The 16128-nt window shown below is 65.4% G+C and carries 10 protein-coding genes and 1 riboswitch; of the genes, 2 read left to right on the forward strand and 8 right to left on the reverse strand.

Annotation, left to right across the window (positions count from 1 at the left end):
- Window positions 1–77: 77 nt before the first annotated feature.
- The 4 genes from thiE to ACYPXD_RS04280 all read right to left on the reverse strand — a co-directional run bounded on the left by thiE (window position 78) and on the right by ACYPXD_RS04280 (window position 3616).
- Window positions 78–1193, reverse strand: a complete 1116-nt coding sequence (gene thiE / locus ACYPXD_RS04265) for a thiamine phosphate synthase (RefSeq protein ID WP_459707856.1) — start codon at window positions 1191–1193, stop codon at window positions 78–80.
- On the reverse strand, window positions 1190–2014 hold the full coding sequence (locus ACYPXD_RS04270; RefSeq protein WP_459707858.1) for a thiazole synthase: 825 nt from the start codon (window positions 2012–2014) through the stop codon (window positions 1190–1192). The genes thiE and ACYPXD_RS04270 overlap by 4 nt, the downstream gene beginning before the upstream one ends.
- Before the next feature lie 174 nt (window positions 2015–2188).
- The gene (gene thiS / locus ACYPXD_RS04275; RefSeq protein ID WP_459707860.1) at window positions 2189–2386 is read right to left on the reverse strand and encodes a sulfur carrier protein ThiS; all 198 of its coding nucleotides are present in this window, start codon (window positions 2384–2386) and stop codon (window positions 2189–2191) included.
- Between the two features lie 57 nt (window positions 2387–2443).
- The gene (locus tag ACYPXD_RS04280) at window positions 2444–3616 is read right to left on the reverse strand and encodes an FAD-dependent oxidoreductase (protein ID WP_459707863.1); all 1173 of its coding nucleotides are present in this window, start codon (window positions 3614–3616) and stop codon (window positions 2444–2446) included.
- A 302-nt stretch (window positions 3617–3918) separates the two neighbouring features.
- A riboswitch (TPP riboswitch) is annotated at window positions 3919–4028 on the reverse strand.
- 448 nt (window positions 4029–4476) lie between these two features.
- On the opposite strand from ACYPXD_RS04280, the gene ACYPXD_RS04285 reads away from it, so the two are divergent.
- Together ACYPXD_RS04285 and ACYPXD_RS04290 are read left to right on the forward strand one after the other, a co-directional pair.
- Window positions 4477–6210 (forward strand): ABC transporter ATP-binding protein/permease, encoded by a 1734-nt coding sequence (locus tag ACYPXD_RS04285; RefSeq protein WP_459707865.1) that lies wholly within the window; start codon window positions 4477–4479, stop codon window positions 6208–6210.
- A gap of 103 nt (window positions 6211–6313) precedes the next feature.
- Window positions 6314–7579 (forward strand): D-amino acid dehydrogenase, encoded by a 1266-nt coding sequence (locus ACYPXD_RS04290; protein WP_459707868.1) that lies wholly within the window; start codon window positions 6314–6316, stop codon window positions 7577–7579.
- A 109-nt stretch (window positions 7580–7688) separates the two neighbouring features.
- Here the strand turns inward: ACYPXD_RS04290 and thpR are convergent, their stop codons facing one another.
- The 4 genes from thpR to ACYPXD_RS04310 all read right to left on the reverse strand — a co-directional run bounded on the left by thpR (window position 7689) and on the right by ACYPXD_RS04310 (window position 16110).
- The gene (gene thpR, locus ACYPXD_RS04295) at window positions 7689–8309 is read right to left on the reverse strand and encodes an RNA 2',3'-cyclic phosphodiesterase (RefSeq protein WP_459707870.1); all 621 of its coding nucleotides are present in this window, start codon (window positions 8307–8309) and stop codon (window positions 7689–7691) included.
- Window positions 8310–8650: 341 nt separating this feature from the next.
- Window positions 8651–10117, reverse strand: coding sequence for a glutamate synthase subunit beta (locus tag ACYPXD_RS04300; protein ID WP_459707872.1), 1467 nt, complete (start codon window positions 10115–10117; stop codon window positions 8651–8653).
- Between the two features lie 148 nt (window positions 10118–10265).
- The gene (locus tag ACYPXD_RS04305; protein ID WP_459707875.1) at window positions 10266–14984 is read right to left on the reverse strand and encodes a glutamate synthase-related protein; all 4719 of its coding nucleotides are present in this window, start codon (window positions 14982–14984) and stop codon (window positions 10266–10268) included.
- Window positions 14985–15390: 406 nt separating this feature from the next.
- A complete protein-coding gene (locus ACYPXD_RS04310; RefSeq protein ID WP_459707877.1) occupies window positions 15391–16110 on the reverse strand; it encodes a transposase in 720 nt (239 codons plus the stop codon).
- Between the last annotated feature and the right edge of the window lie 18 nt (window positions 16111–16128).

The following is a 16128-nucleotide window of genomic DNA, read 5'->3' on the forward strand; positions in this document are numbered from 1 at the left end:
TTACACGGAAGCCGAATTATAGGGCCATCGTGAAAACGCTGCCTTGTTGCATTCTGTCCCTTTACTTAATCTGACGTTTAGCTGCCGAAAGCTTTCCGCAATGACGCAACCGCCGCGGCGGGATCGGCGGCCTCGGTCACCGCGCGCACGACAGCCGCGCTCCTCACGCCCGTCGCGAGCACATCCGGCAGCACGTCGCCACTGATGCCGCCGATCGCGAGGATCGGCACGACGCCGTCCAGCAGACGCACGTAGCGCGCGAGGCGCGCGAGACCTTGCGGCGCGGTCGGCATCACCTTGGTCGTCGTTGCGAACACGGCGCCGAGCGCGATGTAGCTCGGCCGGAAATGCAGCGCCGTCAGCATCTCGTAGTAGCCGTGCGTCGACAGGCCAAGGCGCAGGCCGGCCGCCGCGATCGCGTGCAGATCGGCCGTGTGCACGTCTTCCTGGCCAAGGTGGACGCCGTATGCGCCCGCCCCGAGCGCTGCCTGCCAGTGGTCGTTGATGAACACGCGAGCATCGTGCTTGCGCCCGGCCGCAACCGAGCGCGCGATTTCGTTCGCGAGCTCGGCGGCAGGCTCGGCCGATTTGCGGCGCAGCTGGATCGTCTTCACGCCGAAGCCGGCCACACGCTCGACCCATTCGGCGGTCGGCAGCACCGGGTACAGGCCGAGGTCGTGCGGACACGGCGCGAACGGCTGCGCCGGCGCGGCAGGCAGGCCCACCACACGCGGGAAGTGCGCGATGTCGGACGGCCACGCGTCGTCGGCGCGCCTTTCGTCGCCGTCGCGCCACGCAAGCGCGAGCACGAGTGCGTCGTGCGGATCGAAGCCGCAATCGAGGAACGCGGCAAGCGCGGCGATCCAGTCCTCGGCCAGTTGGCCCGCGAGCCCGTAGCGTTCGCCGCCGAGGTGCAGCGTCGCGCCGTTTTGACCCGCTTCGATCACGCCCGCGCCCTGCACGAGCCAGCGCGCGATCTGCTCGCCGTGCTGCTCATGTTGATGCTGCTCATCGGCAACGACGATCAGATCGCCGCCGTTCGGCGCGTCCGGCGCGGTCAGGCAGATGCGCCACGGCGCGTGCGTCGGCGGCCAGTCGCCGAGGCGCGCGCGAATCCGTTCGGCGGCTTCCGTCAGTTCGTCGGCGGGCGGCCAGAAGAGGTCGCGGCCGGTCAGCTTCAGCGTATCGGTCATGCCGCGGCGCTCCCGTCCTGGTGCCAGAACGGCATGCCGACGACAGGCGTGCTCGCATGCGCCGCCTCGCGTTCGGCCATCGGGCCCGCGAGATACGCGGTGCGGCCCGCCTCGACGCCGAGCGCGAAGGCGCGCGCCATCGTCTCCGGATGCGTAGCCTGCGACACGGCCGTGTTCAGCAGCACGCCGTCGAAGCCCCACTCCATCACCTGACTCGCATGCGACGGCACGCCGAGCCCGGCATCGACGATCAGCGGCACATCGGGCAAACGCTCGCGCAGCACGCGCAAACCGTACGGATTGACGACGCCCTTGCCGGTGCCGATCGGCGCGCCCCACGGCATCAGCGCTTCGCAGCCCGCGTCGAGCAGGCGCCGGCCGATGACGAGGTCTTCGGTGCAGTACGGCAGCACCTTGAAGCCGTCCTTTACGAGCTTCGCGGCGGCTTCGATGAGGCCGACCGGGTCGGGTTGCAGCGTGTAGTCGTCGCCGATCAGCTCGAGCTTGATCCAGTCGGTTTCGAACACCTCGCGCGCCATCTGCGCGGTGGTGATCACCTCACCGACCGTCTGGCAGCCGGCCGTGTTCGGCAAAAGCGGCACGGCGTGGCGCTTGAGCAGATCGAAGAAACCCGCTTGCGCGCCCCCCTCGTTCATCTGCCGGCGCAATGCGACGGTAACCATGCCGGGCCGCGCCGCCTCGATCGAATCGGATAGCGATTGCAGCGACGGATAGCGCGACGTGCCCAACAGCACGCGGCTCGCGAAAGTCTCGCCGTACAGCGTCAGCGCGTCGGCGGGCGCGGAGTGAGTAGAAGTCATCGGTCAGTCCTTGCCTGTGGCAGTTGCCTGGTTGCCTGGGTCATTGCCCTGTGTCTCTTGTGGTGCCGTCATGCTTGTGAAGCATGTAATGCCTGTGATGCGTAATGCAGCAGCGGGTGCAGCAGCGGCAGCGGGTGCGGCAGGGGAAGCGCGGCCCCGCTTCGACGGCGCGATTCAGCCGCCCGCCACCGGGTGCACGACGTCGAGCCGGTCGCCGGTGTGCAACGCGCGCGCCGCATGCTGCTTGCGCGCGACGAAATCGCCGTTCAGCGCGACCGCGAACGGCGGCTGCGCGCCGAACGCGGCGAGCGCATCGGCAACCGTCGCGCCTTCCGGCAACGACAGCGGCTTCTGGTTGATTTCAATGTCCATAATCGGTGTCTCTATGTTTGCTCTGTGTGTGCTTCGGCGCCGCGGCCTCTCGAGCGTTCACGCGGATTCGCGCACGGCATCGCGCGACTGCGGGTGATCGACGTGGAACAGCTCGCTCCAGCGCGCCTGCCGACGCCAGTCGGCAAATGCATCGATACCGGCGATCGCGCCATCGGCAAGCGCGAGCGCGAAACAGACCGCTTCGTCCGCTACTTCCGGCGCGATCATGTAACCGTGGCGATACAGACCGTTCACGCGCAGCGTCCGCCCGCCGTCCCAGACGATAGCCGGGCGATGGTCCGGCAAGGTCGGCCGGCACTGCGAGTTCAACTCCAGAATGCGTGCTTCGCCGAAGCCCGGATGCACGGAGAACGCGGCGCTCAACAGCTCGAGCGCTGAACGCACGCTGACCGGCGACATGTCTTCGCCCTCCACTTCGGTCGCGCCGATCACGTACAGGTCGTTCTGCTTCGGCGCGATATACAGCGGGTAACGCGGATGCAGCAGCCGTACCGGACGCGCAAGTCCGATGCCCGGCGCGTGCACGCGCGCGACTTCGCCGCGGATGCCGCGCAGCGTCGGCAACACCGGTTTCGCGCCGAGGCCGCGACAATCGATCGTGATGTGCGCGGCGGGCAGTGCGCGGTCGTCGATCGCGGTGTTCCAGTGCGTCTCGACGCCGCGCCGGGCGAGCCCCGCGGCCAGTGCGGCCAGCACCTGCCGGTTATCGAGCTGCCCTTCGTGCGGCAGCAGCCAGCCTTGTGCGAAGCGGCCCGCAAGCGCCGGCTCGGCCGCATTGATCTGCGCGCCGGACAACGCCAGCAACCCGCCTTCGAGCAGTTCCGCCGGTGCATTTGCGCGCAGCCGCCGCTCGAACAGCGGCGCCTCGCTGCGGTCGCTGTGATGCCAGACGACGAGCGTGCCATTGCGCTGAAAGAAAACCGGCTCCGGCAGTTCGGCGATGATGCGTGGCCAGTTGTCGAGCGACGCGGCGCCAAGGCGCGTAATCAGCAACTCCGCGCTGGCGGCTTCGGCGAGCGGCGCGAGCATCGCGGCGGCCACCCACGCGGCCGACTGCGTGCCGGCCGCGTCGCCGCGCTCGTACAGCGCGACGCGATGTCCCGCGCCGGCGAGCCGCCATGCGACGAGCCGTCCGCACAGGCCGCCGCCGATCACGGCGAAATCGGGCAGCGGGCCGCGCTGTGCGCCGCCCTGTGCACCAGACTGCAACGAGCCAGCCTGTGACGCGGCAGTCGTTCGCGACGCCGTCCGGGCAGCGGATATGTCACGCGCCGTCATGTCGACTGCTCCTTGCGCGGCGCAGCAATACCCTGCGCGGCGTGCCGAGCGCCATGAGGACAGGCGGGACAGAAAACTGAAGATTGAGCGGTCATCGGATCCTTTCCGTACGGCAACAAAACGCACGTACCCAAGGACGAAACACGCGGAGGCGACTGCGGATGCAGCGGCAGGAGAACCTGCCGGGCGACGGCCTTCCGGTTGAAAGGCAATCGATGGAATCCGGGCAGGAAACGAAAGACTTCGAAACTTCCCGCGCCGGTATTACCCGGATCGGGTGCGAAGGGTCTCTCTCAGCCTCGCCGCGACGTGTGTCCGCGCCAAAGCACCCCTGTTTCGTCTGGGTCATTAGACCATAAAAGACTCGTCGCGAAAACCCGAGGGATTACGGGCCCGTGTACGTCGGTGCAGAGCCTGCGCGGCGCCGTATCCAGCCCATGCGCAAGACCATGTGCGAGCCGATGGACGAGACTGAGCGCGGCCCGGCGAATTCAATATGAGCCGTTTTGGCGCCTCTGACATAATGCGCGACACGCAGTCGGTATTGAGAGCGGCGCCCGGGCCGCGGCCATGGCAGCCACAGCCGGCCCGATGGCCGATGCCCGGCGTCGGGCACACCGCGGGTATTCCGCGGAGTACTCCGCGAGTACTCCGATTAAGCTCCGGTTAAGCCGCGGCCGCGACAATCGCGCCTCGAAGTACGACCGGCGAACGCGTCGCTCTACGCCACCGTGCGGCCCCCCGCGCATCGCGACGAGTTGCTTCACCCAACGCCGCTTCAAAGGACAGATATGGCCGAAAACCCGAACAGCTCCGCGGACATCACCGCGTGGGGTCTCATCAAGCCCTACTGGGTGTCCGAGGACCGATGGCGCGCATGGGGTCTGCTCGTGCTCGTCATCGCGATGAATATGACGATGGTGGCCGCCAACGTCTGGTTCAACCGCTGGCAAGGCATCTTCTTCGATGCGATCCAGCAATACAACTACCCCGTTTTCAAACATTCGCTGCTGCAGTTCACGGTCATCGCACTCGCGCTGATCCTGCTTGGCTCGTATCGCACGTACTTTCGCCAGATGCTCGAATTCCGCTGGCGGCAATGGCTCACCACCCGGTATCTGAACGAATGGCTCGGCGACGATGCGTATTACCGCATCGAGCGCGACCGTCTCGCCGACAACCCCGACCAGCGGGTTTCCGCCGACCTGCAGGGTCTCGCGAGCAACACGCTGAACCTCTCGCTCGGACTGCTGTCGACCACCGTCACGCTGTTCTCCTTCATCGTGATTCTGTGGAATCTGTCGGGTTCGCTCGCGTTCCACCTGTTCGGCACCGAGATCTCGATTCCCGGTTACATGGTGTGGGTCGCGCTGATCTACGCGGCAATCGGTTCGTGGATCACGCACAAGGTCAACCACCCGCTCGTATCGATCAACTACCAGCAGCAGCGCGTCGAAGCGGACTTCCGTTTCTCGCTGATCCGCATCCGCGAGAACGCCGATCAGATCGCGCTGTATCGGGGTGAAGCGGCCGAAGAAAAATCGCTGCAAGGCGTGTTCGGGCACATTCGCGACAACTGGCGGCTCGTCATGCGCTTCACGCGGCGCCTGTCGATCGTCGTCATCAGCTATTCGCAGCTTGCGATCGTGTTTCCGTATATCGCGGCGGCGCCGAAGTACTTTTCGAAGTCCATTTCGTTCGGCGTCTATCAGCAGGTGACGAGCGCGTTCGGCACGGTCAGCGATTCGTTCTCGTGGTTCATCAACAATTACGATTCGCTCGCCGAATGGCGCGCTACCGTCAACCGTCTGCGGGAATTCCACCGCGTGATGAAAGATCAGCATCTGCACGAGTCGGTCGTGGGCGGCACCGCGCACGGCGGCATCAACACGCATCTGACGGACACGCAGATGCTCGACGTGAAAGACCTTGTGCTGAAGCGCCCGGACGGGCAGCCGATTGCGTCGATCGGCTCGTTCAGGATCGCACCGAAATCGCGTTGGCTCGTGCGGGGTCCGTCGGGCGCCGGCAAGAGCACGCTGCTGCGTGCGCTCGCGGGCCTGTGGCCGTTCGGCGAAGGCACGATCGAGGCACCGGCCGGCGCGAAACTGCTGTTCATTCCGCAGCGCAGTTATCTGCCGATCGGCACCTTGAAGGGCGCGCTCTGCTACCCGTCGCTCGACGACACCTTTACCGACGAAGCGTGCCGCGAAGTGCTGACCGCGTGCCGGCTGCCCGAACTGGCCGAACGCCTCGCCGAGTCCGCGCACTGGGAACGCACGCTGTCGCCAGGCGAACAGCAGCGCGTCGCCGCCGCGCGTGCGTTGCTGCAAAAGCCCGACTTCCTGTTCCTCGACGAAGCGACGAGCGCGCTCGATCCGGACAACGAAGCCGCGATCTACACGGCGCTGAACGAGCGGCTCGCCGATGCGGCGATCGTCAGCGTTGCGCATCGCAAGACGCTCGAGGCATTCCACGACCAGACGCTCTTCGTCGAGCGCGCCGTCGAACGCGAGGCCGCGTAGGCGCAGCACGTAGCGCGGCCCGGTGCCCCCGGTCGCCCCGGAAGGCGAACCGGCGCACCGCTCGCGCAAGCGCCGCCGGCCGTCTGATGGTACTTTCGCGTGCATGAAGACGATCGTTCTCGGCGCCGGCGTGATCGGCGTGGCCACAGCTTTTTATCTGCGTGAGCGCGGATGCGACGTGACCGTCATCGAACGCGAAGCGGACGTCGCACTCGAAACGAGTTTCGGCAACGCCGGCGTGATCGCGCCCGGCTATATGACACCGTGGGCCGCGCCCGGCATGCCCACGAAGATTCTCAAATATCTGTTCAGGCCCGCGTCGCCGCTCGTCTTCCGTCCGACATTCGACGTCGCGCAATGGCGCTGGATCGGCCGGTGGCTGCGCGAATGCCAGCTCGAGCGATTCCGTCTGAACAAGCAGCGGATGCAGCGCATCGGGTACTACAGCCGCGCGTGCCTGCATGAATTCCGCGCCGCGCATCCGTTCGAGTACCGGCGCAACCATGGCTATCTGCAACTGTTTCGCAGCGAATACGATCTCGAACTCGCGCAGCCCGCGCTAGCGCTGCTGCGCGACTCGGGAGTCACGCACCGCGAACTGAGCGGCGCGCAATGCGCGTCCGTGGAGCCGGGGCTGCGCTGGGCGCGCAAGGCGCCGTACGCAGGCCTCTATCTGCCCGACGACGAAACCGGCGACTGTGCCATCTTCACGCGCGAGCTGCGCGCGATCTGCGAGCGGCAAGGCGTGCGCTTTCGTTTCGACACGCGTGCAACCGCGCTCGACGTGCGAGGCGGCACGGCGCGCGGGGTGCATGTCGAAAGCGCGCACGGCAGCGAGACGCTTGCCGCGCACGCGATCGTCGTGGCGGCCGGCGTCGACAGCGCGGCGCTACTCGAGCCGCTTGGCGTACCGGTGCCGCTTTATCCGGTCAAAGGCTATTCGGCGACGCTGCAGATCATCGACGACCAGAAAGCGCCGCGTGCCGCGCTAATGGACGAAGCGCTGAAAACCGCGATTACACGGCTCGGACCCAATCTGCGTATTGCCGGCACGGCGGAACTCGGCGACCGGCGAGCGACGCTGCGCGAACAGTCGCTGCGTACGCTGATGAAGGTGCTCGACGACTGGTTTCCTCATGCGAGCGTGCCGTCATCCGCGCAATTCTGGGTCGGACGCCGGCCGATGACGCCCGATGGCGCGCCGCTGCTGGGGCGCTCGGGTGTCGATCATCTGTGGCTCAACATCGGCCACGGGTCGACGGGCTGGGCCATGTCGCTCGGGTCCGGACGCGTGGTGGCGGATCTGGTGACGCAGAAGCAACCGGAGATCGATCTCGAAGGGCTGACGATTGCGCGATATCGTGGGTGAAGCGCGCCGGTGACGCGCGCGGGCGACATGTGCCGGTGACGTGCGAGGCGAAGCGCGCCGGTGACGCGCGGCAGTCGGCCGTTCACGGCGGCCGTGTGCGTTTCACTTTTCACGCATCGATAACCGGCACGCTTGCCAGCGCGCGATAACGCGCGCCGGTGCGCGCAAGCGTGCTCGAATAAAGCGTCAGCGATTCGAAACGCGCGAGCAGGCCGTCTTGGAGCGCGGGCGCGTGTCCCGCGGCCGGCGCATCGCGGCGGAAGCGCCCAAGCGTCACATGCGGCCGGAACGCGCGTGCGTCGACCGGCAAGCCCAGATCGATCATCAACGTACGGACGCGCCAGTCGAGCGCGACGAATTCGTCGGACATCGCGAGCATCGCCACCGTGAGCCGCGGATGCGATGCGCGCGGCCAGTGCTCGATGCGCGCGACGGACGCGGGCTTGAGCGGAATCGTCTGCGGCGCGAGGGCGTCGATGAGCGCCGCACCGCGTTCGTGCGTCAAGGCGCCGATAAACGTGACGGTCAGATGCAATTGATCGTGCGGCACACGGCGCGCGGCAGCCGGAACCGGCACCGCGGCCAGCGCATCGCGCGTAGCCATGTCGGGCTCGAGCGCGATAAAGCAGCGCTGCCAGCCTTGCGGCGATTGTCGCTGGGCGTCGTCGGTTGGGTTTTCCGTCGCGGCGTCGCCGCCGTTTCCGGTCGATCGATTGGGTTGACGATGCATCGCTTGGGCTCCGCGCTCGCGGCGTGGCGAAGTCATCGTCGCATTATGGCCAAGGCCGGCCGAATGGGCCAACCTGTCAGCCAACCGGCGACCGACCCGTGCCCAACCGGCAGCGAACCTACAGCCAACCTGCCGCCCCGCCCGGGGTCGTAAAAACAGAAAGCCGGGTCGCCCTTGCGGGCGCCCGGCCTCCGGAGCATGGCTCAAAGGTCATTGCCTTTGAGTCACAGCCCAGTACTGCACTTGTCGTCTCCACCTCTTCCTGCAAATTATTTGCATTGTAGCCGGGGCTTGATCAAACCGGCCAGCCCCGATCGAGCGAGACGCACGCTATCCGCGACTTAGCGCGGCAACTCCGAACTTCCCATCAGATACGCGTCGACCGACCGCGCACACTGACGCCCTTCGCGAATCGCCCACACGACGAGCGACTGCCCGCGGCGCATATCGCCGGCCGTGAACACCTTGTCGACCGACGTGTAATACGCCTTGTCGCCCTCGGTCGACGCACGCACGTTGCCGCGCGCATCCTTTTCGACGCCGAACGCTTCGAGCACCGGCGACACCGGCTGCGTAAAGCCCATCGCGAGCAGCACGAGGTCGGCCTTCATTTCGAATTCCGAGCCCGGCACTTCCTGCATCTTGCCGTCCTTCCACTCGACGCGCGCGGCGATCAGCTTCTCGACCTTGCCGTTCTTGCCTTCGAAGCGCTTGGTTGCCACCGCCCAATCGCGCTCGCAGCCTTCCTCATGCGACGACGACGTGCGCAGCTTGACCGGCCAGTACGGCCACACGAGCGGCTTGTTCTCTTCTTCCGGCGGTTGCGGCAGCAGTTCGAACTGCGTGACATCCTTCGCGCCATGACGGTTCGACGTGCCGACGCAGTCCGAGCCGGTATCGCCGCCGCCGATCACGACGACGTGCTTGCCCTTTGCGAGAATCTGATCCGCGACCTTGTCGCCCGCGTTGACCTTGTTCTGCTGCGGCAGAAACTCCATCGCGTAGTGAATGCCGGCAAGCTCGCGCCCCGGCACCGGCAGGTCGCGCGGCGTTTCCGAGCCGCCCGTGATCACGATCGCGTCGAACTGGTCCTTCAGTTCGTCGGGCGTGGCCGTTTCCTTCGCCGTGTTGCCGATGTGCGCGGGCAGCGCGTCCTTGCCGACGAACACGTTCGCGCGGAACGTCACGCCTTCGGCTTCCATCTGGCGCATGCGGCGATCGATCAGCCACTTCTCGAGCTTGAAGTCGGGAATGCCATAGCGCAGCAGGCCGCCGATCCGATCGTTCTTTTCGAACACCGTCACATCGTGACCGGCACGCGCGAGTTGCTGTGCAACGGCGAGCCCCGCCGGGCCCGAGCCGACCACGGCGACCTTCTTGCCGGTCTTGTGCGTCGGCGGCTGCGGCGCGACCCAGCCTTCGGCCCACGCCTTGTCGATGATCGCGTGCTCGATCGACTTGATACCGACCGGGTCGTCGTTGATCCCGAGCGTGCATGCCGCTTCGCACGGCGCCGGGCAGATGCGGCCCGTGAACTCGGGGAAGTTGTTGGTCGAGTGCAGCACTTCGATCGCGTTCTTCCAGTCCTGGCGGAACACCAGATCGTTGAAGTCCGGAATGATGTTGTTGACCGGACAGCCGTTATTGCAGAACGGAATGCCGCAGTCCATGCAGCGCGCGCCTTGAATCTTCGCGTCTTCGTCGGTCAGTGCCGCGACGAATTCCTTGTAGTGCTTCACACGCGTGAGCGGAGCTTCGTACGCCTCGTGGCGGCGTTCGAACTCGAGAAAACCGGTTGCCTTGCCCATGTGGTTCTCTTGTCTATCCAATTCGGTGGGGATCGGCACCCGTCGCCGCATTCAAACGATGCAAGCGGCGGGCGCGCGGATTGATTTCTTTTTGCTACAGGCCTCGATGCCGACGGCGCCGCGCTGAATCCCGCGGCGCTTTCGCGAATCAGGCTGCGAGCACTTCCTTGCTGGCCTTCTTCGCGCCCAGTTCGCCAAGCGCACGCTTGTACTCGGTCGGGAAGACCTTCACGAATTGACGGCGCGCCGCATCCCAGTTCTCGAGCAGCGCCTTCGCACGCGGCGAGCCGGTGAACTGGAAGTGACGCTCGATGAGGCCCTTCAGCAGCGCTTCATCGGTCTGGTTCGCATGCCACAGCGCCTTGTCGACCGTGCGCTCCTGCTCGGCCTGCTGCAGCACCGGATCGAGCGCCACCATCGAGCGGTTGCATTTGCCCGCGAACGTGCCGTCCGGGTCGTACACATAGGCGAGGCCGCCCGACATGCCGGCCGCGAAGTTGCGGCCCGTCTCGCCGAGCACGACCACCGTGCCGCCCGTCATGTACTCGCAGCCGTGATCGCCCGTGCCTTCGACAACCGCCGTCGCGCCCGAGTTACGCACGCAGAAGCGCTCGCCCGCGACGCCGCGGAAGAACGACTCGCCTTCGAGCGCGCCATACATCACCGTGTTGCCGCAGATGATGTTTTCCTCGGACTTGCCGCGGAAGTCGTTGGTCGGACGGATGATGATGCGGCCGCCCGACAGACCCTTGCCGACGTAGTCGTTGCCGTCGCCGACGAGGTCGAGCGTCACGCCCTTCGCGAGGAATGCGCCGAAGCTCTGGCCCGCGGTGCCCTTCAGCTGGATGTGCACCGTGTCGTCGGGCAGACCGTCGTGGCCGTACTTCTTCGCAATCGTGCCGGACAGCATCGCGCCGACCGTGCGGTTCACGTTGCGCACGGGCTGGATAAACGACACATGCTCGCCCTTCTCGATCGCGGCCTTCGCTTTTTCGATCAGCGTGTGATCGAGCGCGCGGTCGAGGCCGTGGTCCTGCGATTCGACGTGCAGACGCGCGACCTCGGCCGGCACTTCAGGCTGATAGAACACGCGCGAGAAATCGAGACCCCTCGCCTTCCAGTGCTCGACGCCCTTCTTCATGTCGAGCAGATCCGAGCGGCCGATCAGATCGTCGAACCTGCGCAGGCCGAGTTGCGCCATGATCTCGCGCACTTCCTCGGCCACGAAGAAGAAGAAGTTCACGACGTGCTCGGGCTGTCCCTTGAACTTCGCACGCAGCACCGGATCCTGCGTCGCAACGCCGACCGGGCACGTGTTCAGATGGCACTTGCGCATCATGATGCAGCCCTCGACGACGAGCGGCGCCGTCGCGAAGCCGAATTCGTCCGCGCCGAGCAGCGCACCGATCACGACGTCGCGGCCCGTCTTCATCTGGCCGTCGGCCTGCACGCGAATGCGGCCGCGCAGACGGTTCAGCACAAGAGTTTGCTGCGTTTCGGCGAGGCCGAGTTCCCACGGCGTGCCCGCGTGCTTGATCGACGACAGCGGCGATGCGCCGGTGCCGCCGTCGTGGCCGGCGATCACGACGTGATCCGCCTTCGCCTTCGCCACACCCGCTGCGACCGTGCCGACGCCGCTTTCCGACACGAGCTTCACCGACACGCTCGACGACGGATTCACGTTCTTCAGATCGTGAATCAGCTGTGCGAGGTCTTCGATCGAATAGATGTCGTGGTGCGGCGGCGGCGAAATAAGGCCCACGCCCGGCACCGAGTAGCGCAGCTTGCCGATGTAATCGGACACCTTATGGCCCGGCAACTGACCGCCCTCGCCCGGCTTCGCGCCCTGCGCCATCTTGATCTGGATCTGGTCGGCCGACGCGAGATACTCGGCCGTCACGCCGAAACGGCCGGACGCGACCTGCTTGATCTTCGAGCGCAGCGAATCGCCGTCCTTCAGCGGAATATCGACGATCACTTCGTCGCCGATCACCGACTTCATCGTGTCGCCATTCTTGATCGGAATGCCGCGCAGTTCGTTGCGATAGCGATTTTCGTCCTCGCCGCCTTCGCCCGTGTTCGACTTGCCGCCGATGCGGTTCATCGCGACCGCCAGCGTGGCGTGCGCTTCCGTCGAGATCGAGCCGAGCGACATCGCACCGGTCGCGAAACGCTTGACGATCTCCTTCGCCGATTCGACTTCGTCGAGCGGAATCGCGCGCATCGGGTCGACCTTGAACTCGAACAGGCCGCGGAACGTCATGTGGCGCTTCGTCTGATCGTTGATCAGATGGGCGTATTCCTTGTACGTCTGGTACGAGTTGCTGCGCGCCGAGTGCTGCAGCTTGGCGATCGCGTCAGGCGTCCACATGTGTTCTTCGCCGCGCACGCGGTACGCGTATTCGCCGCCGGCGTCGAGCATCGTCGCGAGCACCGGGTTGTCGCCGAATGCTTCGCGATGCAGACGGATCGCTTCTTCCGCCACTTCGAAAAGACCGATGCCGCCGACCTTCGACGACGTGCCCTTGAAGTACTTGAGCACGAGATCTTCGGCAAGGCCCACCGCTTCGAAAATCTGTGCGCCGGTGTACGACATGTACGTCGAAATGCCCATCTTCGACATGACCTTCTGCAGGCCCTTGCCGACTGCCTTCGTGAAGTTGTAAATCGCCTTTTCCGCCGACAGGTCGCCCTTCAGGCCGGCCGCGAGCTGCGCGAGCGTTTCCATCGCGAGGTACGGATGCACGGCTTCCGCGCCGTAACCGGCGAGCAGCGCGAAGTGGTGCGTTTCGCGCGCCGAGCCCGTTTCGACGACAAGCCCCGTGCTCGTGCGCAGACCTTGCGTGACGAGGTGCGTATGAATGGCGGACGTGGCGAGCAGCGCCGGAATCGCGACGTTGTCGCGGTCGGTCTTGCGGTCCGACACGATCAGCATGTTGTAGCCGGACTTCACCGCATCGGCCGCTTCCGCGCACAGCGAGGCGAGACGCGCTTCGATGCCTTCCTTGCCCCATGCGACGGGGTAGCAGATGTTCAGCTCGTACGAGCTGAACTTGCCGCCCGTGTACTGATCGATCGCGCGGATCTTGGCGATGTCCTTGAAGTCGAGCACTGGCTGCGACACTTCGAGACGCATCGGCGGGTTGATGTTGTTCGTGTCGAGCAGGTTCGGCTTCGGGCCGACGAACGACACGAGCGACATCACCATGTTTTCGCGGATCGGGTCGATCGGCGGGTTCGTCACTTGCGCGAACAGCTGCTTGAAGTAGTGGTACAGCGTCTTGTTCTTGTTCGACATGACGGCGAGCGGCGAGTCGTTGCCCATCGAACCGACCGCTTCTTCGCCCGCTTGCGCCATCGGCGCCATCAGGAACTTGAGGTCTTCCTGCGTATAGCCGAACGCCTGCTGACGGTCGAGCAGCGCGGCCGCTTCGCGGCGTTCCGTGACGACGTCTTCGGCCTTCGGTTCGATCTCGTCGAGCTTGATGCGCACGGCGTCGATCCAGCTCTTGTACGGCTTCGCGTTCGCGAGGTTGTCCTTCAGCTCCTTGTCGTCGATGATGCGGCCGTGTTCCATGTCGATCAGGAACATCTTGCCCGGCTGCAGACGCCACTTCTTGACGATCTTCGATTCGGGAATCGGCAGCACGCCCGCTTCCGACGCCATGATGACGAGGTCGTCGTCGGTGACGAGGTAGCGCGCCGGACGCAGGCCGTTACGGTCGAGCGTCGCGCCGATCTGGCGGCCGTCGGTGAACGCGATCGCGGCGGGGCCGTCCCACGGCTCCATCATCGCGGCGTGGTACTCGTAGAACGCGCGGCGGTTGTCGTCCATCAGCGTGTGCTGTTCCCACGCTTCCGGGATCATCATCATCATCGCGTGGACGAGCGGGTAGCCGGCCATCAGCAGCAGTTCGAGGCAGTTGTCGAACGATGCGGTATCCGACTGGCCCGGGTAGATCAGCGGCCACAGCTTCGGCAGATCGTCGCCGAGCACGTGCGACGCGATCGCGCCGGTACGGGCGTTCAGCCAGTTGACGTTGCCCTTCACCGTGTTGATTTCGCCGTTGTGCGCGATGAGGCGATACGGGTGAGCGAGTTCCCATGCCGGGAACGTGTTCGTCGAGAAACGCTGGTGCACGAGCGCGAGCGCCGAAACCACGCGCTCGTCCTGCAGATCGCGATAGTACACGCCCACCTGGCCCGCGAGCAGCAGGCCCTTGTAGACGATCGTGCGCGCCGACATCGACGGCACGAAGTACTCCTTGCCGTGCTTGAGCCTGAGCGCCTGAATGCGGTGGCTCGCGGTCTTGCGGATCACGTACAGCTTCCGCTCGAGCGCGTCGGTCACCATGATGTCCTTGCCGCGGCCGATAAAGATCTGGCGGATCAGCGGCTCGCTCGCCTTCACCGTCGGCGAGATCGGCATCGAGTGGTCGACCGGCACGTCGCGCCAGCCGAGCACGACCTGGCCTTCGGCCTTCACCGTACGCTCGAGCTCCTGCTCGCAGGCGAGACGCGACGCGTGTTCCTTCGGCAGGAAGATCATGCCGACGCCGTATTCGCCGGCGGGCGGCAGCGTCACGCCCTGCCGCGCCATCTCTTCGCGGTAGTAGCCGTCCGGAATCTGGATCAGGATGCCCGCGCCGTCGCCCATCAGCGGATCGGCGCCGACCGCGCCCCGGTGGTCGAGATTCTCGAGAATCTTCAAGCCCTGCTCGATGATCTCGTGGCTTTTCTTGCCCTTGATATGCGCGACGAAACCGACGCCGCATGCGTCGTGTTCGTTTTGCGGGTCGTACAGACCTTGCGCCGCGGGAACCGAGGCGTGCGCGCCTGCGCGGATCGGTTGCTGTTGGTCGTTCATGGGGGACACCGTCTGTCAGGGGCCGGGCGGCCGTTAAATCGTGTGCTGCCGTTTGTATTGTTGCCGGGTTGTTGCATGTTGCCTTGCCCGCAGTGGAGGTGGGGAGTACCGCCGCTGCCGGACGAGTATCGCGACGCGCTGCGCGCGCCGGCTCGCCGGAATTCGGAATATACGCGACGAATCAATGAAATAGCAAACAAAACCGTACGATTGATCCCCAATTATCACAATGGTGCATTGCGCGCTTATTTTATTGGTGACATATCAATAGTGGCCAAAAGAAAACGGCATGCGAAGATGCCGTTCGTGCCGTCATTCCTTGATGGGTCAACGCCTTTTCTTTTTGGCCTTTCCGGCTTGGCCGACTGTCGAAGAGCTCGGCGGCGGTTGCGGGCCGCCGCTTCCGTTATTGCGACTTCACCGGCGGATCCGCGGCGTCGCGGACCTTGCGCGGCCGACCGCGCGGCAACGGCGACACGCGCCGGTTCGCTGCCCGCGCCGCCCATTCGCGATAGGAATCGCTGCCGAGCACCCAGCCTTTGAGCGTCGCCTGCTGCAACTGGCTTGCCTCGCGTTCGTCGAGCGGCTGCTCGCACAGTTCGCGATAGGCGCGCTGCCGCTCGAACGGCGTATTGCCGAGCGACCAGTACAACGGATGGTCGGTGATCAGACTGTCGAGCGTGAGACCGATGTGATGCCGGTAGCTCGACCACCGGTAGTCTTCGGCCGCGGCGACGAGCTGACTGCGCACCGGCGACATTTCGACGACGCGGCTCGCGAGCAGAAAGTAGCGCTCGCCCTCGATCACCGTCGCGCGATAGCGGCCTTCCCACAATGTGCCGCGCCGCGAGTAACGCCGGTTGAAGTGCGCGACGTAACGCCGGCCGACTGCCTGCATCGCCTTCGGCAAACTCGACTCGTCGGTGGGTGTGACGAGCAGTTGCACGGCGCCCGGCATCAGCGCGTAGGCATGAACCGCGAGATGATGATCGCGTGAAGCCGCCCTCAGGCAATCGATAAAGAGTTCGTAGTCCTGGTCGTCGACAAACGCGGGCTGCTGGTCGAGTCCGCGCAGGATCACGTGTTGCGGCTGGTCAGGAACATAAAGACGTGCAAGCCGTGCCATGCTGGATTATCCAAATTC

This window comes from Paraburkholderia sp. 2C, assembly GCF_054589215.1.

Bases quoted from the DNA above. Each gene is read 5' to 3' on its own strand.
- thiE (WP_459707856.1), bottom strand. From the start codon at position 1,193: ATGACCGATACGCTGAAGCTGACCGGCCGCGACCTCTTCTGGCCGCCC.
- ACYPXD_RS04270 (WP_459707858.1), bottom strand. From the start codon at position 2,014: ATGACTTCTACTCACTCCGCGCCCGCCGACGCGCTGACGCTGTACGGC.
- thiS (WP_459707860.1), bottom strand. From the start codon at position 2,386: ATGGACATTGAAATCAACCAGAAGCCGCTGTCGTTGCCGGAAGGCGCG.
- ACYPXD_RS04285 (WP_459707865.1), top strand. From the start codon at position 4,477: ATGGCCGAAAACCCGAACAGCTCCGCGGACATCACCGCGTGGGGTCTC.
- ACYPXD_RS04290 (WP_459707868.1), top strand. From the start codon at position 6,314: ATGAAGACGATCGTTCTCGGCGCCGGCGTGATCGGCGTGGCCACAGCT.
- thpR (WP_459707870.1), bottom strand. From the start codon at position 8,309: ATGCATCGTCAACCCAATCGATCGACCGGAAACGGCGGCGACGCCGCG.
- ACYPXD_RS04300 (WP_459707872.1), bottom strand. From the start codon at position 10,117: ATGGGCAAGGCAACCGGTTTTCTCGAGTTCGAACGCCGCCACGAGGCG.
- ACYPXD_RS04305 (WP_459707875.1), bottom strand. From the start codon at position 14,984: ATGAACGACCAACAGCAACCGATCCGCGCAGGCGCGCACGCCTCGGTT.
- ACYPXD_RS04310 (WP_459707877.1), bottom strand. From the start codon at position 16,110: ATGGCACGGCTTGCACGTCTTTATGTTCCTGACCAGCCGCAACACGTG.